General features: G+C 64.1%; 18 protein-coding genes and 1 pseudogene. 9 read left to right on the forward strand and 10 right to left on the reverse strand.

All coding sequences use genetic code 11. From position 1 onward, the window contains the following. Window positions 1–82: 82 nt before the first annotated feature. Window positions 83–1,804 (forward strand): dipeptide ABC transporter ATP-binding protein, encoded by a 1,722-nt coding sequence (locus HB778_RS04760; RefSeq protein ID WP_244661961.1) that lies wholly within the window; start codon window positions 83–85, stop codon window positions 1,802–1,804. A 172-nt stretch (window positions 1,805–1,976) separates the two neighbouring features. After that, window positions 1,977–2,924, forward strand: coding sequence for a helix-turn-helix domain-containing protein (locus HB778_RS04765; protein WP_183461902.1), 948 nt, complete (start codon window positions 1,977–1,979; stop codon window positions 2,922–2,924). 165 nt (window positions 2,925–3,089) lie between these two features. Here the strand turns inward: HB778_RS04765 and HB778_RS04770 are convergent, their stop codons facing one another. Beyond that, window positions 3,090–3,923 carry a methyltransferase domain-containing protein gene (locus tag HB778_RS04770; RefSeq protein ID WP_244661813.1) on the reverse strand — a complete coding sequence of 278 codons (834 nt, stop codon included), beginning with the start codon at window positions 3,921–3,923 and terminating at the stop codon, window positions 3,090–3,092. A 91-nt stretch (window positions 3,924–4,014) separates the two neighbouring features. Then, window positions 4,015–4,428, reverse strand: a complete 414-nt coding sequence (locus HB778_RS04775; protein WP_183461904.1) for a DOPA 4,5-dioxygenase family protein — start codon at window positions 4,426–4,428, stop codon at window positions 4,015–4,017. A 658-nt stretch (window positions 4,429–5,086) separates the two neighbouring features. Here HB778_RS04775 and HB778_RS04780 point away from each other — a divergent pair. From HB778_RS04780 to HB778_RS04790, 3 genes are all read left to right on the forward strand, one after another. Next, window positions 5,087–5,560: a hypothetical protein gene (locus HB778_RS04780; RefSeq protein WP_183461905.1), complete on the forward strand. Its 474-nt coding sequence runs from the start codon at window positions 5,087–5,089 to the stop codon at window positions 5,558–5,560. Window positions 5,561–5,653: 93 nt separating this feature from the next. After that, window positions 5,654–6,487 (forward strand): SPFH domain-containing protein, encoded by an 834-nt coding sequence (locus HB778_RS04785; protein ID WP_183461907.1) that lies wholly within the window; start codon window positions 5,654–5,656, stop codon window positions 6,485–6,487. Next, a complete protein-coding gene (locus HB778_RS04790; protein WP_183461909.1) occupies window positions 6,484–7,020 on the forward strand; it encodes a hypothetical protein in 537 nt (178 codons plus the stop codon). The genes HB778_RS04785 and HB778_RS04790 overlap by 4 nt, the downstream gene beginning before the upstream one ends. A gap of 374 nt (window positions 7,021–7,394) precedes the next feature. On the opposite strand, the gene HB778_RS04795 is transcribed toward HB778_RS04790, so the two are convergent. The 7 genes and pseudogenes from HB778_RS04795 to HB778_RS04825 all read right to left on the reverse strand — a co-directional run bounded on the left by HB778_RS04795 (window position 7,395) and on the right by HB778_RS04825 (window position 17,212). Beyond that, window positions 7,395–8,033: a VC0807 family protein gene (locus tag HB778_RS04795; RefSeq protein ID WP_210308062.1), complete on the reverse strand. Its 639-nt coding sequence runs from the start codon at window positions 8,031–8,033 to the stop codon at window positions 7,395–7,397. A gap of 114 nt (window positions 8,034–8,147) precedes the next feature. After that, complete coding sequence (locus HB778_RS04800; protein WP_244661962.1) at window positions 8,148–9,449, reverse strand: ABC transporter substrate-binding protein; 1,302 nt, start codon at window positions 9,447–9,449, stop codon at window positions 8,148–8,150. A 37-nt stretch (window positions 9,450–9,486) separates the two neighbouring features. Next, window positions 9,487–12,867: an ATP-binding protein gene (locus HB778_RS04805; protein WP_183461911.1), complete on the reverse strand. Its 3,381-nt coding sequence runs from the start codon at window positions 12,865–12,867 to the stop codon at window positions 9,487–9,489. Between the two features lie 264 nt (window positions 12,868–13,131). Further along, complete coding sequence (locus HB778_RS04810; protein ID WP_183461913.1) at window positions 13,132–13,377, reverse strand: MoaD/ThiS family protein; 246 nt, start codon at window positions 13,375–13,377, stop codon at window positions 13,132–13,134. A 233-nt stretch (window positions 13,378–13,610) separates the two neighbouring features. Further along, window positions 13,611–15,873, reverse strand: a pseudogene (locus HB778_RS04815) (xanthine dehydrogenase family protein molybdopterin-binding subunit). 2 nt (window positions 15,874–15,875) lie between these two features. Beyond that, window positions 15,876–16,352: a (2Fe-2S)-binding protein gene (locus HB778_RS04820; protein WP_183461915.1), complete on the reverse strand. Its 477-nt coding sequence runs from the start codon at window positions 16,350–16,352 to the stop codon at window positions 15,876–15,878. After that, on the reverse strand, window positions 16,352–17,212 hold the full coding sequence (locus tag HB778_RS04825; RefSeq protein WP_183461917.1) for an FAD binding domain-containing protein: 861 nt from the start codon (window positions 17,210–17,212) through the stop codon (window positions 16,352–16,354). Before HB778_RS04825 ends, HB778_RS04820 begins: the two co-directional genes overlap by 1 nt. A 233-nt stretch (window positions 17,213–17,445) precedes the next feature. Between HB778_RS04825 and HB778_RS04830 the strand changes: the two genes are divergently transcribed. Continuing rightward, window positions 17,446–17,889: an SRPBCC family protein gene (locus tag HB778_RS04830; protein ID WP_183461925.1), complete on the forward strand. Its 444-nt coding sequence runs from the start codon at window positions 17,446–17,448 to the stop codon at window positions 17,887–17,889. Window positions 17,890–18,298: 409 nt separating this feature from the next. Further along, window positions 18,299–19,447, forward strand: coding sequence for an amidohydrolase (locus tag HB778_RS04835; protein WP_183461927.1), 1,149 nt, complete (start codon window positions 18,299–18,301; stop codon window positions 19,445–19,447). A gap of 15 nt (window positions 19,448–19,462) precedes the next feature. Here the strand turns inward: HB778_RS04835 and HB778_RS04840 are convergent, their stop codons facing one another. Continuing rightward, complete coding sequence (locus tag HB778_RS04840) at window positions 19,463–21,463, reverse strand: putative bifunctional diguanylate cyclase/phosphodiesterase (RefSeq protein ID WP_432421234.1); 2,001 nt, start codon at window positions 21,461–21,463, stop codon at window positions 19,463–19,465. A gap of 281 nt (window positions 21,464–21,744) precedes the next feature. On the opposite strand from HB778_RS04840, the gene HB778_RS04845 reads away from it, so the two are divergent. Together HB778_RS04845 and HB778_RS04850 are read left to right on the forward strand one after the other, a co-directional pair. Continuing rightward, window positions 21,745–22,779, forward strand: a complete 1,035-nt coding sequence (locus tag HB778_RS04845) for a class I SAM-dependent methyltransferase (protein WP_183461929.1) — start codon at window positions 21,745–21,747, stop codon at window positions 22,777–22,779. A 241-nt stretch (window positions 22,780–23,020) separates the two neighbouring features. Next, a complete protein-coding gene (locus HB778_RS04850; protein WP_183461931.1) occupies window positions 23,021–24,160 on the forward strand; it encodes a hypothetical protein in 1,140 nt (379 codons plus the stop codon). Window positions 24,161–24,264 lie beyond the last annotated feature (104 nt).

The following is a 24,264-nucleotide window of genomic DNA, read 5'->3' on the forward strand; positions in this document are numbered from 1 at the left end:
GTTCTAAACGTCGAGCACCTCTCCGTTTCTTACAGGGGGAGCCAGGCACATCCACCGTGCGGTCGATGACATATCGCTCAGGATCGGCCAGGGCGAAGCGCTCGGGCTGGTGGGCGAATCCGGCTCCGGCAAAAGCTCGGTGGCGCTGGCGGTGCTGCGCTATCTGCCCAGGCATGCCCGTGTCGAAGCCGCGCAGCTGGCGTTCGAAAATCGCGAGATCCGCGACCTCTCGACCAACGAACTCCGACGGCTGCGCGGCGACCGCATCGCCGCTGTCTACCAGCATCCGGGCTCGGCGCTGAACCCGAGCATGACCATTGGCGGCCAGATCACCGAGACGATCCTGCGCCACCGCCCGATGCATCATGACGATGCGCTTGGCCGCGCGGCCCAGTTGCTCGGCCGCGTTCGCGTCGCCAATCCGGAGCGGATGTTACAGCTCTATCCGCACGAACTGTCGGGCGGCATGCAGCAGCGCGCCAACATCGCCATCGCGATCGCGCTCGACCCGGCGCTGCTGGTGATGGACGAGCCGACGACGGCGCTCGACGCCAGCGTCCAGTCCGAGATCATCGCCATCCTCGACGATCTGCGCCGCGAGCACCGCACCAGCATCCTTCTGATCAGCCACGACATCAACCTGATCCGCCGCTCCTGCGACCGGGTCTCGGTGATGCAGTCTGGCTCGATTGTCGAAACCGGGGCCGCGGACGAGGTGTTCGACAACCCGCGCCACGCCTACACACGGGCGCTGGTCGCCGCCATTCCAACGCTCAACCGCACCAAGCGCGACGGCAGGTTGGCCGAGGATGCGAGCCCCGTTGACATGACTTCGGATGCACCGGCCGGAGAACGAGCAGAAAGCACCTCGCCCGCGGCGCAACGCGAAATCGCCGTCTCTTGCCGTGGGATAAGACAATCCTTTGGCGGCCAGCCGGTGCTGCACGGCATCGACCTCGACATCGCCAGCGGCGAGACGTTCGGCCTGATAGGCGAGTCCGGCTCCGGCAAATCGACGCTGGCCCGCATCGTCACCGGCCTGCAGCCGCCGACGGCGGGCACAGTCGAACTGTTCGGCAAGACGGTGGCGCCGCTGGTCGAACGGCGCCAGCCAAGCGAGCGGCGCGACGTGCAGATGGTCTTCCAGTCGCCCGACCGCACGCTCAACCCGCGCAAGCGCATCAGCCGCATTCTTGGCCGCCCGCTGCGCCGGCTGGCCGGCTTGCCGCGCCGTGCCGTGCCGCAGCGCGTCGGCGACCTCCTGGCCTCGGTGCGTCTTGCCCGCACGATGGCGGAGCAGAAGCCCGGAACGCTGTCGGGCGGCCAGCGTCAGCGCACGGCCATTGCGCGGGCCTTCGCCGGCCTGCCGAGACTGGTCGTGCTGGACGAGCCGACCTCGGCGCTCGACGTCTCGGTGCAGGCGACGGTGCTCAACCTGCTCAACGATCTGCAGAAGAGCAAGGACACCGCCTATCTCTTCATCAGCCATGATCTCAGGGTGGTGCGCTACATGGCCGACCGGACCGGCGTGCTCTATCGCGGCCGCTTGGTCGAGACCGGTTCCTCCGACCAGATCTTTGCCGGCCCCAACCACCCCTACACGCAGATGCTGCTGGCGGCGTCCTCCAACGACGGGCAGGCGACGACCATGGCCGAAGCGCAAGCCGCCGTCGAAGCCGGCCCGGGCGGCTGTGCGTTCGCCGGCCGTTGCCCCTTGGCTGACGCCGGCTGCCATGCCGCGGAACCTGTCGCCCGGGAAGTTGCAGCAGGCCATTTCATCGCCTGCTGGAAACGCGCCGGCTGAGCGAGCCGTCCCGCCGGCACGGCATTCCAGCCTATCCGCCCTGCCCTGTCCGGTCGGGTGCATCCCTGCCGTTGCGGCAGAGATAATTATCATGTTAAGTTCTTGATCGTTGCATAAGCCCGCGCCACAATCCCGCACCAAGTCGGGAAGGCTTGTTTGGAGGAGGAAACACATGCACGCCCACCATGTGAGCGTCGCCGATGGCGAGGCTTTCCTGTCGACATCGCGCCTGCTGTTCGGCCCGATCACCCAGCGCTTCCCGCGCGGCACGGTGCCGTCGATCCCGCAACTGGTGTCGGTCAATCTCGGCGCCTGCCGGCTCTCCGAGATCAAGGCCAATTCGCATCTGGTGGTCAATGACCGGCTGTTCTGGCGCAGCTTCGATCCCGACGCGATCAAGATCCTGATGCAGATCAGAGGCCGCAGCCGTTTCGAGCAGCAGCAGGTCGCCGTCGACCTCGGCCCGCAATCGGCAATCATCTATGACCCGGTGCGCAGCTACTCCCTGCAGAACCTCAGTGATGTCGACCAGCTCATCCTGCAGGTGCCGCGCTCGACCTTCGGCGACGACACGCTCGCCCGCCTCTCTGCCCCGCTGCCACTGCCCGGCAAGGAAGACAGCCTGACCCACATCGTCTCCGGCCTGATGCAGATGGCGATCGGCGAGGCGCACAGGCTGGACGAGGCCGGCAGCCGGCGCGTCGGCGACAGCCTGATCCAGCTGGTCAACGGCCTGATCCAGGCCAAACCGATGGCGCCGGAATTCCGCCGCTCGCCGCTCGAAGCGCTGCGCGAGCGCATCGTCGCCTATATCGACGCCAACCTCGCCCGCAGCAGCCTGTCGGCCGAGGACATAGCCCGCCATATGGGCTGCTCGCGCCGCTATTTGCACCGCGCCTTCGAAGGCGAAGGCGCCACGCTCGAACGCTTCGTCTGGGACCGCCGGCTGGAGCGCAGCAAGGAGGAATTATTGTCCCCCGCCCGCGCCTCGGCCTCGATCTCCGAAATCGCCTTCGCCTGCGGGTTTAACTCGAGCGCGCATTTTTCGCGGGCCTTCAAGAGCCGCTATGATGTCGCGCCGCGGGAACTGCGCGAACGGCTGCGGGCGGTGGTGCATTGACGCACGAACTTCGATGAAAGTTCCGCGCAACCACCGACAGCGCCAGCCGTCGCGGCAGAGCGCTAGAGCAATTCCAGGAAAAGTGTGGGCGGTTTTCCGCCAGGAATTGCGTCAAAACAAAGAGAGTTAGAGCGGTTCGCCGTTTCCATGAAACGGTGAAACGCTCTAAAGCCGGCAGACCGCCATGACAAAGAACTCGCGGTAGCAGAAGTCCGGATCGTCGAGCAGGCGATCCGGCCGGTCCTTTAGGTCCTGCCAATAGGCCTGGTCGGCGTCAGGCAGGGCGTAGCCCGGCGCGACGCTGGCAAGATAGGCCAGCAGGTCGCGAACATAGTCGCGCGTGAAGCGAGGCGCGGGCGCCCAGCGCTCGACCAACCAGCCCTTGCGACTGACGACCTCCAGGCCCGCCTGCCGCAGACGCGTCGGAAGCGTCGAGCCGCAATCGGTGCCGAGCACGCCTCGGTCGCGAAATCCCTGCAGCCTGGCTGCCATGAAGCGCGCGAACAGGGCCCGATCCATGGGCAGGATCTGCAGGATAGTCGAATCGAAATCCTTGACCGCGAAGATGCCGCCCGGCTTCAACACGCGTTTGGCCTCGCCGACGGCAAGCTCGAACTCGGCGGGCGTCAGATACTGCATGACATTGGCGGACCAGACACAATCGAACGATGCGTCGGCGAATGGCAGCGACAGGATGCTGCCGACATGCGTGGCAATTTCCGGCGGCCGGGACAGCGTGCCTGCGAGCGCCTCGACCCGGGCGATGTTTTCGGGCGCGAGGTCAAGCGCGGCGATGAAGCCGGATGGGCCGACGGCCCTGGCGATGAGCGGCAGGAAGCTGCCGCTGCCGCAACCGGCGTCGAGCACGCGCCAGCCCGGGCGGATGCCGGCGTCGAGCAGTGCCGCCTCGTATTCGGGCCGCGACGATTCGAAATGAAGGTCGAGCCAGCCGGCCTCGCTCGCTTCGTGACCGGTGGACGTTTCGTTTCTGACAGACAAATCACTCCCCCGTGATGGCGCATTGCAGATAAAAGCGGGCCGAACGGCATCACGCAATGGCAGTGCTGGTCTGCGTGGAACCGACGCCGGTCTACGCCGGCAGCGACGGCTCGGTGTTGACCTCCAGCGCCTCTTCCGCCTCGTGATCGTCCGGAAGGACATCGCCATGCACCCCCAGCGGCCGGCCGATCCAGACCGGATCGACCAGATGGTCGCGCTTTGGGTTGCTGGTGTTCGGGTGGATGAGGATGCTCAGGCCGCCATGGTTCAGCATCAGCCACGGAACGAGCGTGCCGAAAATCTCGTTGGCGAAGGAGACCTGGTACATGGGCTGGTCATGCGGGCCGACCTGTTTGTCGTGCCAATTGCCCAGGCGCACGCGGAACCGCTCTGCGATGCGCAGCCGCAGCCATTCGGCATGCTGCCGCTCGGCCTGCCCGACGAAGTAGATATGGGCGTGATAGCTGGCGATCTCGGCCAGCGGCCGTGGTCTGTCTTCGCTCATCTCGATGCCCTCCCTAGCAGCGTGGCGACCATCCGCCCATTGAGCCCAAGAACGCGGTTTAAGCAAGGTCACCTGGCCGCTCCTGAGGATCGTGTCTGCGGCTAATGGCATATGGCAGCGCCAGCCCCCTCTCCGTCTCGGCTTCGCCGAGCTACCTCTCCCCCATTTCATGGGGGCGAGGAACCCAAGCTTTCAAAGGTCGCGACCTCGACAGTTAGCGTTTCCTCGCCCCCACAAAGTGGGGGAGAGGTGGCCGCGAAGCGGACGGAGAGGGGGCTGGCGCTGCCATATGTGATAGCCCCTGCCCCGACCCAGGGAGAACGATCTTGGTGCTTGCCGCGGCTTTCCCATCGCGAACACCAGCACCGCCCGCGACCATATTCGCTCTCGATAATGTGTATGGCTGCCCTTCGAGACTTCCCTTATCAACGACGCAGCTTTTGCCCATCCATGGTTCCTGGACAGCCCCGTTCGGGAAAGAAATGTGTTTGACGCGTTAACTGGGAGGGAAGTCGACAGGCGCCGCCATTGATCCGCCGAGCAGCGGAAGGTGGATCGTTCGTGCCTGAGGACGAGCGTGCGGCGCCAAAGGCGCGCTGAACGGGCGGAACATCTTCAATCCTGCAATCAACGCTGACCACGGAACGGGGCTGGTCGAATGTCGTTTTTTGTCTTTGCACTCATCTTCGCATTCATTCTCTGGCGGCAGCTGGGCAAGAGCCGGCGCCCGGAAGGCGGCGTTCAGTCGGGCGCTTCGCCACTGGCCGCGTCCACCGACGACGATCAGGTCGAGGACATCGCCACCGATGTTGCCGGGCTGGTGTCGAGCTTCCTCGGCCAAAACAGCAAGGACCTGATCGAGCAGGCCGTGGGCCGGGCCATGCGGGACTCCGGGATCGGGACCGACCGCAAATCCACCGAGGCGATAGAGCCGGTCAAGAAGGCAGTCTCGTCAAGGACGACGGCGCCGCAGCCGCGCGACAAACAACGGGCAAAATATCTGCTCGACGGCGACGGCGGCTACCGCCAGCGCAGCGACCGCACCGCCCGGCTGCAGCAATCCTTCGGCGGCAAGGGCCTGTGTTCGCCCAGGCATTCGGGGCCGGCGAAAGCGCGGCAGACCAATCGCTGAGCGGGTGGCGGAGCCAACCGGCTCCGCCTGGCCGCACGTCAACAGGATCGGGCACGCGCAGGGCGTGCCGGTACATCAGGAGGGGAATTCATCATGGCAATCACCAGACAGGTCATCACGTCGCTGCAGCGCGACGGCACGGACGCGCTCGGCACCAGGACCGTGGCGATGAAGATCGTCGACGAGAGCATCGTCTCAGGCTCGCTGCTGACGGTGGAAAGCAACCATTTCTGCATCCTGAAGTCGCGCGGCGCGGTGCTCAACGTCTACGAGACCGGCCAATATGCGCTGCAGACGCCGGACAAGCCGCTGGTCGGATCGGTCGTGCAAGGGTTTTTCGGCGGCTCCTCGCCCTGGGTCTACGAGGTCATCTACATCAACCGGTCCAAGCTGCTGGTCCGCAACGAGGGCGTGGCGACATCAGCCGAGATGGCGGAGATGTCCTATGTCGTCGACTACTACATCCACATCGACAGCAAGGAAGAGGCGCTCGATCTCATCACCCACATGCCGTTCGCCGGTGCCGTGATCGACACCAAGGAAATCGCCGACTACGCCGGGCCGGCCATCGAGCAGGCGATCAACCAGATCATCCAGATCACCAAGATGGAGAACGTCAACGAGCGCATCAGCGACGTGCGCGAGGCGGTGAAGGCGCACCTCACCGATTTCCTAAAAGTCTACGGCATTATGCTGAACGACCTCAAGGTGCTGATCATGCCGCGCGACGAGCGCATGCGCGAACTGATCTCGCTGCAGGCGATAGGGCTCACCCCGATCGAGTCGGTCCGCTATTATCTGGCCTTGCGCATGGCCGACAAGGGCCTGGTTTCGGCGCCCAACGCAGCCGCCGGCGTGCCCTTCCACATAGGCGGCCAGCCGACGGGCTTTTATCCCCTGGGCGACGAGGTGGGCGCGACAAGATGAGCCGCTTCTACGAAGCCGGGCCGCTCGCCAGGGTCGGCATCAACCTGTTCTATGGCTACGGCTACAATTTCTACCGCCAGGAAAACCAGCTGCGCGCCGACGACCAGCGCGTGCGCCAGATGGCCTGCTCGCTGCTCAACCGCGCCCGGGCAGGCCTCGACGAGGCCGAGGCCCGCTACCGCCGCGAGAACATCCCGCCGCCGACGCGGGCCAACCCCTTCCCCGACGCGGCAATCGTCGCCAACGCCCAGGCGCTCGAGCGCCTGGGCCGCGAGGTCGGCGCCCTGGAAGGCCTGATCCGCCACCAGCCAGTGCCGGAAAACGACCGCATGACCCAGCGCTACCGCCAGGAAGCCGCCACGCTCGCCGCCTTGGCGGAGAAGGACGCGGTGCTGGTCGGCCAGGCTGAGCTGCTGCGCTCGATGCTGGAAGGCGTGGCGGCGGATGCGATGCTGGCGGGCAGGCGCGAGATTGAGGTGGGGATTGCCGCGATTGCGGCGACGTTGCGGGAGAGGCAGACGTTTTTGTTGTGAGGGGCTGGGACTGGCGACCTTCGCCTATCCTGAATGGCTGCTTAGCGCCTCATTTCGGACCTAGGAGTCGGCCGTGCCAATGCCTGAAAGCAGACATTGCCGACGGACAACGGGCGGGTCACCAAAGCGAAAGCCCTCTTTCTGACCGAAGCCGACATACGCATCCCAGGACGCGAATGGCAGCTTGGCGTCAGAAACGGCCAACCTTCGCCAAGTCGCGAATTACCACAGTTGGGCAGCAAGTTGACGCTCGTTAACGCCCAGCCGGACCAGCCGCTCGACGACCATGCGGGCCTCTTGCCTCATCGCGAGATCCGGCTAATCGAGCTCAGCGCCACACTTGGCGGCCTTCTGGTGCGGGACTCTTCGCCTAGCTAGGAGACGGCGTTCCGTCGCCAGCGGCAGCCTCCCCTCGCTGCTTCATCTGTGTTCGATACCAGATCGACCAGAGCGTTAGCCCGCCGTAGATGCCGTAGCCGATGACCGGCGAAACGACCAGATACCGCTCGATGGGCCAATGCCATGCGAGCCAACTGCGAAGCATCGTCTCCCCGAGAGTCCAGCCCCCAGATGAGCGTCATCAATCGAATCGACGTGCGCAAGCTCGGCCGTTCACGCCAGAGTGCCTCAAAATGCTCCTGGCCGTACTCGCGTTCCCTCGCAACCGTCGCCCGCGCCAGGTAGAAAACCATCGGCTTCCGGAACGCGAGCGACAACAGGAACACGACGCCTATGGCGCCCGACACGAGCGATTCGCGAAGCAGCAGGAGCCGCGCACTGCCTCCGAGCGCCATCACCATCAGCGACAACGCGATACCGAGCAAAACGAGCGCGCTCAGCGCATCGACGCGGCGAAATCTCGCGAACTCGATTAACCCCCACGCGACAGGCGGAACGGCGGACGCATAGAGCGCTCCTATAGTTCCGAAATGAGGAAGCGCCATGCGGTACGCGAGCCACGGCAGCAGCAAATTGACCCCGAGCTCCACAACAAGACCTGCGCGTATCCTCATGATCGCTCCATGCGCCTGGAGGAATGTGCTCTAAGTATAGGATTGCGCCGTATGTGCGTGCAATTCCGGAGGCGGCCTCGCACACATGACGACGCCATTTCAACCCAGCGGCGGCTATTTGCAGCCTTGCTCGACGATGGTCGCCTTCCAGTCCGCCGCGATTCCGTCGAGGGTCTCCTTCGCCGAGCCGCCATCCTTGAGCATGTAGGGTCCGAGACGTGCGTTCATCTGGTCGACGAGCTTGGCGTAGTAGGGCTCCGCCCAGAAATCTTTGACGACAAAGAGGCTCTGGTAGAAAGCGTCGTTGTAGGGAGTAGCGTTGCGGAATCTCGGCGATGCCAAAATCCGCGCGTCGGCAGTATAGCCGCCGAGGTCCGCCCATTTCTGCTGAGTGTCATCGCGAGATAGCCACTCCAGGAACTTCCTAGCTTCCTTCTGCTTGTGCGAATAGGACACGATCGAGATGCCCTGGCCGCCGAGCGCCGTGAAACGTTCCCCACCCGGGCCTGCAGGACTGGCGAAGAACCCTGTGACGGAAGCGTTCGGATTGATCGACGGATTTGCCAGCGCTGGGAAGAAGGCAAAGAAGTTCATGCTCATTGCCGCGAGATTTCCGGTAATGGCCAGGTCTTCCTCTCGATTGGAGGTATTGGCCCAGTCCGGTGGCGTGAAGGAATAGAGTTCCTTGTAAGCCTTCAATGCCCGAACAGCCTGCGGCGAGTTGACGATGCCGTCAACCGCGCAGGTGGCATAGTCGCCGAGTTCACCCCCGTAACTGAACAACTCGGACATGAAGCCCATGATCATCCCGTCGCTGTGCTGCTCCGTATAGATGGCGACGCCGTATCGCGGCGGATTGGCGTGTGGTCGGTAGAAGAACTCGGCGATGTCGCGCAGTTGCATCCAGGTCTTCGGCGGCGCGAGGTCATAACCATATTTCTGCCTGAAGGCCTTCATCTCGGAGGGATCCTCGAACCAGTCCTTGCGATAGGCCCAGCCGACCGCGTCGGCTTCGAGCGGGACGGCCCAGTAACGGCCGCTGCCCTTCGGGTATTCCGAGTAGTAGGTCATTGAGGCGGGCGTCATGACCTTGGTGAGGTCCAGTTGCCGCACGAGATCGGTCAGCTCGGCATAGTGGCCCTCCGTCGCGCCGGCTCCCAGCCACTGCGAATCGCCAACGACCATGTCGTAGGAGTCGCCATGGGCGTTGAATTCCATGAATGCCTTGTCTTGGAAGCCGGGCCAGTTGACGGTCTCGACCGTGACTTTGACTCCGGTCTCCTTCTCGTACTCGTTGGCGAGTTCTTGCAGATAGTTGGCCGGATCCCATTCCGCCCACAGGATGGTGAGCTCGGTCGCCGCTGCCGGCGGACCCGCCGGCAGCAGCGCTAGGCCCGCAAGCAGGCCGATCCACATTTGCTTGAACATCGCGCTCCTCCCGAAAGCACCTTGGCTACGGCGCAGCCGCTGCATGCGACAGCCGTTGCAGCAGGCCTCTTGCCTCCACCAGGTCAGGCGTGTCGAAACCCTCGTTGAATGTTGCGTAGGCGGGTGCGAGCAGGTCTCGCGCCTCGCTCGCGCGGCCGCGAACGAACCAGAGTCGAGCGAGGCGAAGCGCGGATCTCAGTTCGGCCAGTTTCGCACCTTGGTCGCGGGCGACAGCCAGAGCTTGGCGAAATGAGGCTTCGACGGCATCGTCTCGCGGGTCTACCCGCAATAGCAGCTCTCCTTTGGCGCTCAACAATTCCGGCAGCTGATATTTGGAGTCAGACCTGGCGAGCGCGTCGAACGCCTGCTCCAGAAGTGCAAGCCCTTCGCTTGCCTCGCCCCGCTCGCCACAGGCGCGGGCCAACGCGCAAAGATAGTAGGCCATCCCCATGTCGGCGCCAGTCACGGCGATCGCCGCGATCCCCTCGCGCAACTGGCGAATGCCATCGTCCAGCTGACCCAGACCGGCAAGCGCCCAGCCGAAGAAGACGCGCGCCTGCCCGAGCAGCAGCGGAATGGCGAACTCGGTGCACACTGCCATGGCCTTCTCCGCCCACCGTCGACCCTCATCGGGCTCGCGCCGCATCAAATGGATGACGCTGAGGGCCATCTGCGCCTGGGCCAGGCTCATCGGGTGCGAGACGCGCTCCGCCAGGGCGACGGCTTCCCGTGACTGTTGGATCGCCCTGTCCTGCTTGCCCCGTATGCAGAGCATCTGTGCGCAGAACGACCTGCAGCAGACCCCGGGATCGTGCCCGGTATAGCCCCACGCGAGGTGGCGATGCCGCTCGTAGTCGTAAGTGGCAAGGCCATAGCTGGCGAAGGATTCCGCCGCCTCGTAGTCGCCGAGATAGAAGTTGACGCCCCAGAGCTGGTGGTGCGCCTCCAGTAGGTAGGCGGAGTCATTGGATGCCTGTGCGAGCTCCATGCCGAGCGTCTTGCATTGCACGGCGAGCGATTCGGCGATGCGCAGGTGGCCGGAAATGGTACGGAAGGCGCTCTCACCGCGGACGGCGGCGAACAGCTGGGCTTTGTCGCCTAGGCGCTCGGCGAGTTCGCGCGCGGTCGCAAATGCCTGCAGAACCTCCGGATCGGCCCAGCCTTTCACGGAGATGAGGGCCGAGCCCATTGCCATCCACAGCGAGAGCTCCTGCCTCAGACGGGTCTCGGAAGCGGGCAAGGTCACAACGAGCTCCAGCCCTTTGCCGAAGTGGGTCGCGGCTTCGCGGTTGGCAGACCTTGCCATCGCTCGCTTTCCTGCCGTCAGCCACCACGACGCGGCCTCAGCCGCCAGACCGGCAAGCGTGTAGTGCTGCGCCACGGTCTCCGGCTCGGCCTCGGCGATCTCGGCGAACTCGGCTTCCAGCGCGGCGGCGACCTTCGCGTGGATCTGTTGGCGCCGGCTCTTCAGCAGGCTCTGGTAGGCCGTATCGCGCACCAGCGCGTGTTTGAATGTATAGGTCGCCTCCGGGGCGGTGCCCCCGCGGAACACCAGCTCTGCGTGTTCGAGCTGGTTGAGGGCATCGTCGAGTCGGTCCTGGCCGGCACCGCTTACTGCGGCGAGCAGACGGTATCTGAAAACGCGGCCGATGCAGGCGCCGATCTGCGCCGTCTCTTTCACGGGCGACAACCGGTCGAGCCTCGCCATCAGCAGATCCTGCAGCGTCGAAGGGATCGCAATCGCCGGCAGCGGCCCGATCGCCAGATATCGATCGCCCGCCTCGATCAGAAGGCCGGAATCGAGCACGGTCCGCGTGAGCTCCTCGACGAACAGCGGCACCCCTTCGGTGTTGGCGAGGATGCGGTCCGCGACGTCGCGGGGCAGCTTCTTGCCACCCGCCACCCGCTCCATGATCGCCGTGCCATCGCTCGGTTCGAGCCGCCCCAGCCGCAGCACGCCGACGTGCGGCCGCGCCTTCCAGCGGGGCTCGAATTCGGACCGCGCGGTGACCACCAGCAAGGCAGGCAGGTCGGCGAGCCGTTCCACCAGTGTGTCCAGCCATTCGGCCGATGTGGGGTCGATCCAATGGGCGTCCTCGACGAGCGCGAGCAGTGGCGCCTTCGTCGCGGACGCTTCGACCAGCCGTATCAAGGTAGCCAGCGTGCGCGCCCTGAGCGTCGGTGCCGGCAACTTCGGGAGCTGGTACCGCTCGCCTGCATCGATCGAAAGCAGAGCCGCCAGTAGCGGCAGCAACTCTCCGGGCTCGACGCCGGTCTCGCCTAGCAGCGCTGCGACCTTATCGAGTCGCGTGTTGGCGTTGTCGTCGCCCATCAACCCTGCCGCTCGCTCCAAATGCGCGATGAGGGGATGGAGCGCGCTGTTGGTGTGGTAGGCCGAGCAAAAATAGCGCAGTTCGGAATGCGGCTCGGCTGCGATCTGGGCGGCGAGCGCCGCGAGTAGGCGCGACTTGCCGATGCCGGCCTCGCCGCTGAGTAGCACGACCTGGCCTTGGCCCGATGTTGCGCAATGCCACCGTTCGAGCAGGAGGGCGAACTCCTCCTGCCGACCGACCAGCGGGGGCAGGACGGTGTGCCGCGCTTCGAACCGGCTCGCGGCGCCCGTCTCCCCAGCGATACGCCAGCACCGCACTGGGGCGCTGAAGCCTTTGAGACTCTGCTCGCCGAGATAGGTCGCGGTGAACAGTCCCGCGACGAGCCTTTGCGTAACCTCGGCGATCACCACAGAGCCCGGCTCGGCCAGGGCCTGCAGCCGAGCTGCAAGGTTGGGCGTATCGCCGACGACCGCCTCCTCTTGCGCCGCACCTTCTCCGATCAGGTCTCCGACGACGACCAGTCCCGTGGCGATGCCGACACGCGCGGCCAGCGGCGTTCCTCCGGGCTCGGTCAGCCGCGCGGTGGCGGACGCGGTGGCGAGACCGGCACGCACAGCGCGCTCGGCATCGTCCTCGTGCGCTTGCGGCCAGCCGAAATAGGCGAGCACCCCATCGCCCATCAGTTTGGCGACCCGCCCCTCGTAACGGGCGATCTCGCGCGACACCGCCTGCTGGTAGGCGAGGATGACCTCGCGTGTGTCCTCCGGGTCGAGCCGTTGGGAGAGCTCGGTCGAGCCGACGAGGTCCACGAGCATCACGGTGAGTTGGCGCCGCTCTGCGCGGCAATCCGAGACCACTGGCGGTGACGAAGCCGTCCGAGGCAGGGTCGCGCCGTCAGCGAGGGACGCAATGGCGCTGAGCAACTTGCGCCGATGGCCAATCGACGTGATCCCGAGCGCGGTCAGGTCCTCGGCGGTCAGCTTGGAAAGAACCTCCAGGTCAACGTCGTTGTTGCGGAAGACCGGTGCGTACTCACCCAAGCCGAGGTCTACCAGCCATGCCTCAATATCCACAGTGCCTTCTCCCAGGCGGTAGAGGCTTTGCCGGGAAACTATATCGCAAATGGGAAGCAGGGTCGTCCGTTTTGTGCGACTAGCAATGTCAGTTTTGGGGTCGTCGCGCTGTCCGACGTCCGCGTTGGGGTCGGATCAGGAAGCTGCTCGTGCAGAACTGAAGGTCAGCTTTTATAGATCTCGCTGTTAGGAGCTGGCGGTCCGCTTGCGGCCCCTACCAAGACGTTCGAGACCTTGATGTTAAACAATGGCGTACCTGTCCCCTCACCCCCCAGCCAGCCGCGGCAGCAAAAAAATCTCCGCCCCCGGCGGCAGTTCCTTCGACCACGTATCGCGATAAATCGTCCCATCGATCGCCACCGCAATCCCGCGGTCGATCCACGGCTCAAAGCCGGGATACTGTTCAGCCAGTTTCCTGAACAGCTCCCTGATGTCCTTGGCCTCGATCTCGACCTTGCTCTTGCCGCCGGCAAGCTGGCCGAGCGCGCCCCAAAGGGTGACTTCGACCATCGGCGCTACGGTGCGCTGATATTCAGGTGAGGCCGGCCTGCAAATGGCAGGTTCCTGCGCTTCCGGCCTTCGCCGGCCGAAGCACTCGTAGCTCGCCGCGCAGTCAAGGCTACGGCCGGCGTAGGCCGGTGCTCACGTACTTCAAGTACGCTCCGCTCCGGTTCTCGGAACCCGCCACTTTCGGCTCGGCCTGACCTGAATCTCAACACACCTTATCCCTCGCTTTCGCCCCGTCAGCCTCCCCGTTCCGCCTCGATCGCCGCCAGGATGCGGGGCGGCGACATCGGGATGTGGGTCATGCGCACGCCCGCCGCGTTCGAGACCGCGTTGGCGATCGCCGCCAGCGGCGGCACGATCGAGGTTTCGCCGACGCCGCGCACGCCATAGGGGTGGTTGGGGTTGGGGATTTCCAGGATCTGCGTGTCGATCATCGGCAGGTCGGAGCAGACCGGGATGCGGTAGTCGAGGAAGCCGGCGTTCTGCAGCCTTCCGTCCTTGCCGTAAATATACTCCTCGTTGAGCGCCCAGCCGATGCCTTGCGCGGCACCGCCCTGGTACTGGCCCTCGACATAGGTCGGGTGCACCGCCTTGCCGGCATCCTGCACCACCGTGTAGCGGATCACCCGGGTCGAGCCGGTCTCGGGGTCGACCTCGATGTCGCATATATGGGTGGCGAAGGAGACGCCGGCGCCGTCGGCGACGAGCTCGCTATGGCCGGCGATCGGCCCGCCGGTCTTGCCGGATTGAGCCGCGATCTCCTTTAGCGACAGCTTGCCGAGATTGCCATGCTTCTCGCCCTTGGCGACCGCGTGGCCCTGTTCCCAGACCACGTCGTCGACGGAAATGTCCCACATTTGTGCTGCGCGCTCACGCAGGATCTTGATCGCGTTGCGGGCGGCCGAGATGGTCGCCATGGAGGAGGAGAAGGTGCCGCGGCTGCCGTCGGTCATGTCGTTGTAGCCGAGGGAGGAGGTGTCGGCGACCACCGCCTTGAGCTGGGCATAGTCGATGCCGAGCTCCTCCGCCGCCACCAGCGACAGCGAGGCGCGGGACCCACCCACGTCCACCGTGCCGACGGCCAGCGACACCGAGCCGTCCATGCCGATGTTGAGGTCGACGCAGGTCTGGCCGCCGAAATTGAACCAGAAGCCGCAGGCCATGCCCCTGCCCTGGTTCTTGCCGAGCGGCGCCTTCATGTGCGCATGGTTCTTCACCGCTTCCAGCGTCGGGCCGATGCCGATCGGCCCATAGACCGGGCCGTAGGACGAGCGCGTGCCTTCCTGCGCGGCGTTCTTGATGCGGAAGTCGACCGGGTCCATGCCGAGCTCCTTGGCGAGCTCGTCGACGGCGCTTTCCACCGCGAACGCCGCCATCGGCGCCGAGGGCGCGCGATAGGCCGCGGTCTTGGGCCGGTTGACCAGCACTTCGTAGCCGACCGTCTTGACGTTATCGAGCTTGTAGCAGGCGAACGCCGTCATGGCGCCGATCTCGGCCCAGGAGCCGGCATAGGGGCCGGCGCTGTAGCGCAGCGTCGCTTCGCGGCAGTGATCGTGCCATCCTTGCGGGCGCCGATCTTGACGTCGATCGAGGTGGCGCTGGTCGGGCCCGAGGCGCGGAACACCTCGTCGCGGGTCATCACCAGCTTCACCGGGCGTCCGGCCTTGCGCGACAGGGCAAGCGCCACCGGCTCGGCCCAGACATGGGTCTTGCCGCCGAAACCGCCGCCGATCTCCGACGAGGTGACGCGCAGCTTCGAGGCTTCCATGCCGAGCAGCTGGGCGCAGTGCTGGCGGTAGACGAAATGGCCCTGCGTGCAGACCCACAGGTCGGCGGTGCCGTCGGACGAGACGCTCGCCACGCAGGCATGCGGCTCGATATAGCCCTGGTGCGTCTGCTCGGTCTTGAAGGAGCGCTCGACGATGAAGTCGGCGTGGCCAAAGCCCTGGTGGACATCGCCATGGCCAAACTGGCTGCGCTTGGTGACGTTGGAGGGTTTTACCGGCTTTTCCTCGAGGCCCTCGGTGAAGATCGTATCGTTGATCAGCGGCGCGTGGTGCTGCATCGCCTCGTCGACATCGGTGACATGCGGCAGGATCTCGTAGTCGACCTCGATCAGCTTCAGCGCCTGCCTGGCGGTGCGGGCATCGACGGCGGCGACCGCGCCACCGCATGGCCGTCATAGAGCGCCTTGGTGCGTGCCATGCAATTGTCGAGGATGTCGTACATGGCGGCATCGCCATCGGTGAGATCAGGCAGGTCTTTCGCCGTGATGACCGCTTTCACGCCCGCAAGCTTTTCGGCCTTCGAGGTGTCGATCTTGCGGATGATGGCGTGCGCATGCGGGCTGCGCAGCACGCGGCCGACCAACTGGCCGGCCATGTTGAAATCGGCGCCGTAGCGGGCGCGGCCGGTCACCTTGTCGACGCCGTCGGGGCGGACGGGGCGTGTGCCGACGGATGTGAATTTACGCCCGGAAAAACGCGGATCGAAATTCATCTTCAGGCTCCCTTCATCACATGTGCGGCGTCCTGGACGGCGCGCACGATCTTGTCATAGCCGGTGCAGCGGCACAGGTTCCCGGCGAGACCAAAGCGGATTTCCTCCTCGGTCGGGTCGGGGTTTTTCGCCAGCAGGTCCTTGGCCGCGATCAGGAAACCCGGCGTGCAGATGCCGCATTGCAGCGCCGCATGCTCGAGGAATTTCTGCTGCAGCGTGTGCAGCTGGTCGCCCTGCGCCATGCCTTCGACGGTCTCGATGCGCCGGCCTTCGGCCTCGGCGCCGAGCACCAGGCACGAGCAGACCAGCCGGTTGTCGAGGATGATCGAGCAGGCGCCGCAGTCGCCGGTGCCGCAGCCTTCCTTGGCGCCGGTCAGTCCGAGCCGGTCGCGCAGCACGTCGAGCAGCGTCTCGTCAGGCTGGCAGAGGTACTCTGTTATGTCGCCGTTGATTGTCGTCGAGACTGCAATACCAGCCATCATTTGCCTCCTGCACGTGCGTAGGCGGTCGTGGCGGCCCGCCTGGCCAGCACGCCCGCAACCTTGCGTCTGAAATCGATGGTGCCGCGCTTGTCGTCGATGGGGCGGCAGGCGCCGGCGCAGACTTTTGCCAGCCGCTCGAGGGCTGCTTCGTCGAGCTTCCTGCCGATAAGCGCTTCGGCGGCCTCCTCCACCAGCAGCACGGTCGGTGCCGCCGCGCCCAGCGCCACGCGGGCTGCCGTGACGACGCCGTGTTCGTCGATCGTCAGGTTCACGCCGGCGCTGACCACGGCAATGTCCATCTCGGTGCGCGGAATGAACCTGAGATAGGCATCGCCCGAACGCGGCGAGCGCTTGTCGAGCAGGATCGCCTCGATGATCTCGCCCTTGGCGAGCGAGGTCTTGCCCGGCCCGACCGGTACGGCCTCGACGGCAATGGTGCGCTTGCCAGTCGGCCCGGCGATCACCGCCCTGGCGCCGGCGGCCACCAATGCCGGCACGCTGTCCGCCGCCGGCGAAGCGTTGCAGAGATTGCCGGTTATCGTACAACGGCCCTGCACCTGCTTGGAGCCGATCAGCTTGGCCGCCTCGACGACACCAGGCCAGGCCTTCTTCAGGGCCGCGTTCTCGCCCAGCACGGCGCAGGGGACAGTGGCGCCGATGCTGAAGCCATCGGCGGTTTCGCGGATTTCGCTCAAGCCGGCGATCGACTTGATGTCGACGATCAAGTCGGGCTCAACGAAGCCGCCCTTCATCCTCACCAGCAGGTCGCTGCCTCCGGCCAGGATGGCCGCCGTGCCAGCCGATCCGGCCAATTGGCCCACGGCATCTTCGATTGAAAGCGGACGTATGTAGCGCATCGTCTCCCCTTGGATATGGCAATCTGAGCGACCGTTATAAACAATCGCCTTATAATGGCTATCCGGTTCGTCATTTGCGACGATTGGTCCAGCCGCCGCAAAATCGAGTCCCAAATCGCCCTGAATTGGCCTACGCCAGTGCATGTCGCCCAAAAAATCTAGGCGCCCGTGTCGGACTGGCCAGACCCCGTTCGTCCTTGGGACATCGAACAGGCATCATGAAAGGACAGGATATGCCCGGAACCGTACGTTTGCACCGTGTTCTCACCACCAGCCCGCAGCAGGTCTATCGCGCCTTCGTCGAAGCCGATGCGCTGGCCAAGTGGCTGCCGCCGAACGGCTTCACCTGCACCGTCGATCACCTCGAAGCCAAGGTCGGCGGCACGTTCAAGATGTCGTTCCGCAACTTCACCACCGGCGGCAGCCATGCCTTCGGCGGCGAGTATCTCGAACTCGTTCCGGGCGAGCGCCTGCGCTACACCGACCGGTTCGACGACCCCAATTTGCCCGGCGAGATCCAGGTGACCGTGATCCTGAAAAAGGTCTCGGTCGGCACCGAAATCGACATCACCCAGGCCGGCATCCCCGACGTCATCCCGGTCGAGGCCTGCTATCTCGGCTGGCAGGAATCGCTGCGCAACCTGGCAAAGCTGGTCGAGCCCGAGATCAATCAATAGGCGATCCGCCGCTGCGGCGATAGCGTGCATGGCAGCTTGGCGCATGCATTGTCTTATGCTGCGCTGGTCGACCCCCACTCCGTCTCGGCTTCGCCGAGACACCTCTCCCCCGATCGACGGGGTAGAGGAAAGGCGCCAAGCTTTTTTGCCGTCAACGCTTTTCCAACTAGGCTCCCTTCCTTTCCCTCCGGAGGGGGGAAGGTGGCGCTGCGAAGCAGCGACGGATTGGGGGAACCACCTGGCAATCAAGCCTCGGCCTGATCAGTCACGCCACAGAAGATGTGCGCATAGCGTAGATGAAATGAGGGGAGAGGTGGCTCGGCGAAGCCGAGACGGAGAGGGGGAACGCCCTATGCGATTGTCCTCGCCTTGCGACCGGCATATCAAGAACGCAGTGGAGGCGCAAAGCATGACCCTGACCAACCGGGACATTGTCGAGCTGACCGAGTGGCGGCGCAAGCTGCACCGGCAGCCGGAAATCTCCAACGAGGAGGAGAAGACCGCGAATGAAGTCGTCTCCTTCCTCGCCGACACTGGGCCGGACAGGGTGCTAACCGGCCTTGGCGGGCATGGCGTGGCGGCGGTCTATGACAGCGGCAAGGCCGGCCCGACCGTGCTGTTCCGCTCCGAACTCGACGCGCTGCCGATCGAAGAACTGTCAGGCGTGCCGCATGCCTCGCAGGTGCCGGGCAAGTCGCATATGTGCGGCCATGACGGGCACACCGCGATCCTGGCCGCCCTTGGCCGCCAGCTCGGCCGCGAGCGGCCGGCCAGCGGCCGCGTCGTGCTGATGTTCCAGCCGGCGGAAGAGACCGGCAATGGTGCTGCCGGCGTCGTCGCCGATCCACGCTACGGCGAGATCGCGCCCGACTTCGCCTTCTCGCTGCACAATCTGCCCGGCGTGCCGTTCGGCGAGGTCAGGCTCAAGCCCGGCGTGGTCAACTGTGCCTCGCGCGGCATCCGCATCGTGCTGGAGGGCAAGACCGCGCATTCCTCCATGCCCGAGACCGGCATCTCGCCCATGCTGGCGATCTCGGAGCTGATGCCGGCGCTGCCCGCGCTCGGCCGCGCCACCTTCGCCGACGACGATTTCTCCATGGTCACCGTCACCCATGCGCAGATGGGCGAAGCCGTGTTCGGCATCGCGCCTGCCCACGCCGAGGTATGGGCAACGCTGCGCACCCGCCGCGACGAGCGCATGGCGGATCTCTGCGCCGCCGCCGAATCCCTGGTCAAGGACATCGCCGGCCGACATCGCCTCTCGGCGCGCTGGGATTATCATGAGATCTTCGTCGCCAGCGTCAACGCCCCGGACGCGGTGGAACACCTGCAACGCGCCCTCGACGAAGAAGGCGTCGTGCACGGGCAGGAGGCCCTGCCGATGCGCGCCTCGGAAGATTTCGGCCTGTTCGGCCACAGCGCCAGATCGGCGATGTTCTTCCTCGGGGCCGGCGAGCGCCACCCTTCCCTGCACAATCCGGACTATGACTTTCCCGACGATCTGATCCCGATCGGCTCGAAAATCTTCATGCGCACGGCGCGCAATCTGCTGGGGTGAGTTCGCCGGACGTCGTTACGCGGACCTGAGGTAAGGGCGCTTCTGGACGCCCCGCTTTGCCTGGAAACTTGCGGCGGGAACCGGACGGCCGACGCGAAAGCCCTGGATCTTGTCGATGCCGAATTCGCGCATCAGCGCGATCTGTTCGTCGGTTTCCACGCCTTCGACCAGAATCTTGTGGCCGCGATTGCGCACCAGCGCGATGATGTCCTGCAGCATGGCCATGCCTTTCGGCGTGCCGCAATCGTGCAGGAACGAGCGGTCGATCTTGACCGTGTCGAAATCGATCAGGCGCAGCCACGAAAGGCCGGCGAAGCCGGTGCCGAAATCATCGAGCCAGATCTTGATGCCAAGCAGTTTCAGGTCGCTGATGCAGCGCAGAATGTCCGAGTGCATCTCCATCTCGAGGCCTTCGGTGATTTCGAAGGCCAGCCTGTTGCCGGTCACGCCGGTCTCGCCCAGGATGGTCGCGACGGACGCGGCGAAGCCAGGCGTCTTGAGCTGGATCGGCGAGACGTTGACGCTGACGACACGCACGTGATCGTCCGCCAGCAGCTCGGCGCAGACCGTCCGTATCGCCCAGCGGCCGAGTTCCAGGATCGCGCCGGTGCGTTCCGCGACGGGAATGAACAGGCTCGGCGGAACCAGGGTTCCGTCCAGCATCTTGAGACGCATCAGCGCCTCTACCGCCTCGACACGACCCGACACGACATCCTGGATCGGCTGATAGACGAGTGAAACGAGGCCCTGCGCAATCGCGATCTTCAGCAGGGCCGCGAGGTTCTCGCTCTCGTCGCTGCTCTGCGGATCGGTCGGGTCGAACAGCCGGACGCAATTGCGGCCGCCGGCCTTGGCCAGATAGAGCGCGCGGTCGGCCTCGTGGATGATCTTTTCCAGCTTGGCGCCGGCTTGCGTCCTGGTGAAGGCAGCACCGACGCTCGCCGTCACGATCGAGACCCCGTCGCGCCTGAGCTCATGGGTGATCGCCAGGCTCTCCACCGTGCGGCAAATGGCTTCCGCCAGTTCCGTGACCTGTTCCTTCTTGTCCATGCGGGCGAGCACGATGAACTCTTCACCGCCATAGCGCCCGATCGAGCCATTGTAGTTCTTGATCAGATCGCTCAGCGCATTGGCGACATGGATCAGGCAGCGGTCGCCTTCCTGGTGGCCGTAGCAGTCGTTGAACTTCTTGAAGAAGTCGACGTCGATGAGGATCGCCGCGAACTTGCTGCCGAGCTTTTGCCAGTCGCTCCAATAATCGCGCAGCTTCTCGTCGATGGCGCGCCGGTTTTCCAGACCCGTGAGCGGATCCGTCCGCGACAGTCTGAGCAGCGCCTTGCCGCGTTCGGTGGCCTCCTTGTGCTGGATCTTGGCTTCCAGCGCGTTCAGGAAGACGTTGTAGCGCTCTTCGTTCAGCTTCCAGTTCACATAGGAGGTGAAGGTGAAGCATGAAACGTAGAACGTCCCGAATACCATCTTGTATGTCAGCGACGCTGGTACGAAATAATTCACAACGTACAAGATGGATAATATGATTGTCGACGTTATGATCGACACCTTGAAGCTGAACGTGAAGAAAAGATTGGCACTCATCATGAAAATGGTGCCGAAAACCATATAGTAGGCGACGCTTTCCTTGTCGGCCCCCATGGATGCCGGGCACAGCCAACCGATATAGCCAAAGATGATGGCCGCGGCGCAGGTCACATCAAGCCATTCCGTGGCGACGCCCCGGCGAAGCTGGGTTTCCAGGGTCAGCAGAGCGGTCAATCCCACCGCGAAGCGCGCTGTGATCGTATAGGCCGCCACGTCAGGTATCAGCAGCAGGTCCGATACCGAAAACAGCACATAGATGACGACGGCGATCCACAGCCCGGGCCTGGCGTCCTTCCTTCGCTTCGCCAGAGCTTCGACGCGGTAAAGGATGCGCAGTTCCGCCGCCCCCAATTCCTGGCGCGGATCATACGGTTCCACATCCGCCACATCGGCCAATCTGGATGACGCGCGTTCGTTCACAAGCCCCTGCGAAAGGGGGTTTTGCGCTCCGAACTCTTTTCCGGCTTCTGCCCCCACGCAGGACGACTCCTTGGGACGCGACACGATTGCCACGCGCTAAAATGCGATGGCTCCAGACAAGTTTGCGTTAACTCGAACCCAGAATCTTATCCGCAAGATTGCTAATAAATTGAGATGGTTAGCGGGAAATTAATCATAACGATAAAATGCCCCGAGGCGCCGTTGGCAAATGAAGTATTCTACGCAATAAGTTAACTGACTGTTAACCAAGGAGTCCTGGTGTGCAAACCGTGTTCGATGGCCAAAGCCTGATTACCGCCGAGATGATCGCCGGCAGTCTGCGTAAAGGCACACTCGAGCAACATGGCGAAGCGTTCGAGACCGCCCGCGCCGAGTTGGCCCTCATCCTCCACGCGACACAGCAGCAGATCGAGCAGCAGAAATTTCCCGCCGAGATCGTTCGCCGGCTGCTGTCGCTGCTCAGCGCGCTGCGCGCCAAGGTGCATCCCGACGTCTGGCAGGCCTTGATCCCGGTGGCGCAGAACCACCCGATCCTGAAGTACTTTCTCGAGGATCCGCTGACGCACTGGTCCTTCACCAAGCCCAGGGGCTATTCCGGCGACGCGCAGCTGCTCGACTACATCTATTGCGACCCGCACGTGGCCGAGAGCGTGGCCAGCGCCTCGGAGATCGGCAAGGCGCTTTACAGCCATACCCAGAACGTTCCGTCATGCGTGGCGGCACGCGAGCGGCGCGATCTCCTGACCCGCTATGTCGACGAGACCGCGGCCAGGAACGGCCCCGAAACCGAGGTGCTGGCGATCGCCGCCGGCCATCTGCGCGAAGCCAATCGCTCCGTCGCCTTGGCCGAGGGCGGCCTCACGCGCTGGGTCGCGCTCGACCAGGATCCGCAGAGCGTCGGACTGATCGCGCGCGACTTCCAGGGCACCGCGGTCGAAGCCATCGACGGCTCGGTGCGGACCGTGCTGACCAGAAGCCACAAGCTCGGCAAGTTCGACCTCATCTACGCCTCAGGCCTCTACGACTACCTCCAGCACAATGTCGCGGTGAAACTCACCAAGACCTGCCTGCAGATGCTGAAGCCGAACGGCACATTCCTGTTCGCCAACTACGCCGAAGGCACCCCCGACGCCGGCTACCGCGAAACCTTCATGGACTGGGTGCTGCTGCTGCGCTCGGAAGTCGACATGTGGAACATCGTCAACGCCAGCGTCGACCGCAACGCCGTCGAGGCAAAGGTGTATTTCGGCGAGAACCGCAATGTGCTGTATGCGGTGATTGAGAAGCGGGGGTAGGCGACGGCGCTGACATTCGGCGAGCGCGCCCTGCTAGAATTGTCGAACGCATGCGCCCAAATGTGACCTTCGTCTCGGCACGGCGAATAGCTGCTTGGCGCCTCACGCCCGCCGCTAGGCGTCCCTAGCCAGGCCCGCCAAAAGCTCCCCGTCGTTCACTAGAAGAACGAATAGGGAGAGATTCCCGATCCGGCATGAGGAAGAAGACCGTGTTGGAGATCGACATCAACTAGGTTGTACCATGTCATTCGACCTAACCAATTTACTTATCGTAGGCGCCGGATTCTCTGCGAATGCCGGCCTGCCAGTAGCGAGCGGCTTTACTCAAGATCTGCTTAACGTTAGGGGCCTTCGCCTGGACGGCCCCAGTGCGCGGCAGGTGGCGTTCATACGGAAGTTCGTGGACAAGGTCTTCGGCGAGGGCGCAAGCCGCAGCGCGGATGACTGGCCCGAGCTAGAGGACATATTTACGCTGATCGATCTTTCCGCCAACACTGGCCATCATCTTGGAACGAGGTATTCGGCGGCGGACCTTCGCGTTGTGCGTCGCGCCATCATCGTACGCATGATCCGCATGCTTTCGCAGGCTTACAGTCGTGGCCAGAAGCGGGGCGGTGTGGGTTGGACGGCGCTTGAGCGCCTGTTCACGGAGTTCGACATCACCTCCACTGCCGTATTAAGCATGAACTGGGATACGGTTTTTGAACGTGGCGTTGCCCGAAAACAAACAATCAGGCGTCTCGACTACGGTTGTCACGCGGCCGCAGTCGAATTCCTACGAGGCGAGGTCTCCTTTCGAAGCCTCAAAGGTAATGTCCTGCATATTCTGAAGCCACACGGATCGGTGAACTGGCTCTACTGCGATGCATGCAGAGAGATTTTCTGGGTCCCGCCAAGCGATACGGAGCATGTGGCCCAGGCCCTCTTCCGAAAGGAGGACTGGGGCGTCGTGCTAGGTGGATCCAAAATCAAAGCTCCGGTGACTATCTCCCCGTCCTGCCCGCATTGCGGGGCCAAAAGTCTTGGAACGCGGTTCGCGACGTTTAGCTACCGAAAGGCCCTTGATTTCCCGATGCATTCGGCGAGTTGGCGCACAGCCGAGGAATATCTCAAAACGACTGGAAACTGGGTTTTCATCGGATATTCGATGCCGCCGGCCGACTTTGAATTTAAGCACCTGCTCAAGCGCGTTCAGCTCACCGAGAAGGTGAGGCCGGACATCACGGTCATAACAGGCGGAGATCGGACCGCTGCTGACGCGACTATCGCGCGATACACAAAGTTCTTCGGCGACGTGAGCGGCGAACGCTTTTTCTTCCGAGAGGGGTTAGACGCTGCCGCGATGGCCCACCTTCGCGATATCCAGGTCCTCTCGGCTTAGGCCGGCGTCAACCCGTCAACCCGACGATGGGCAACTTGTGCCCCTCTAACCAAACGGTCGATCGAAGCTTCGCTGCCTCTACACTGCTATTCATAGGTGCAGAT

The sequence above is a fragment of the Mesorhizobium huakuii genome, from assembly GCF_014189455.1.
Taxonomy (GTDB): domain Bacteria; phylum Pseudomonadota; class Alphaproteobacteria; order Rhizobiales; family Rhizobiaceae; genus Mesorhizobium; species Mesorhizobium huakuii_A.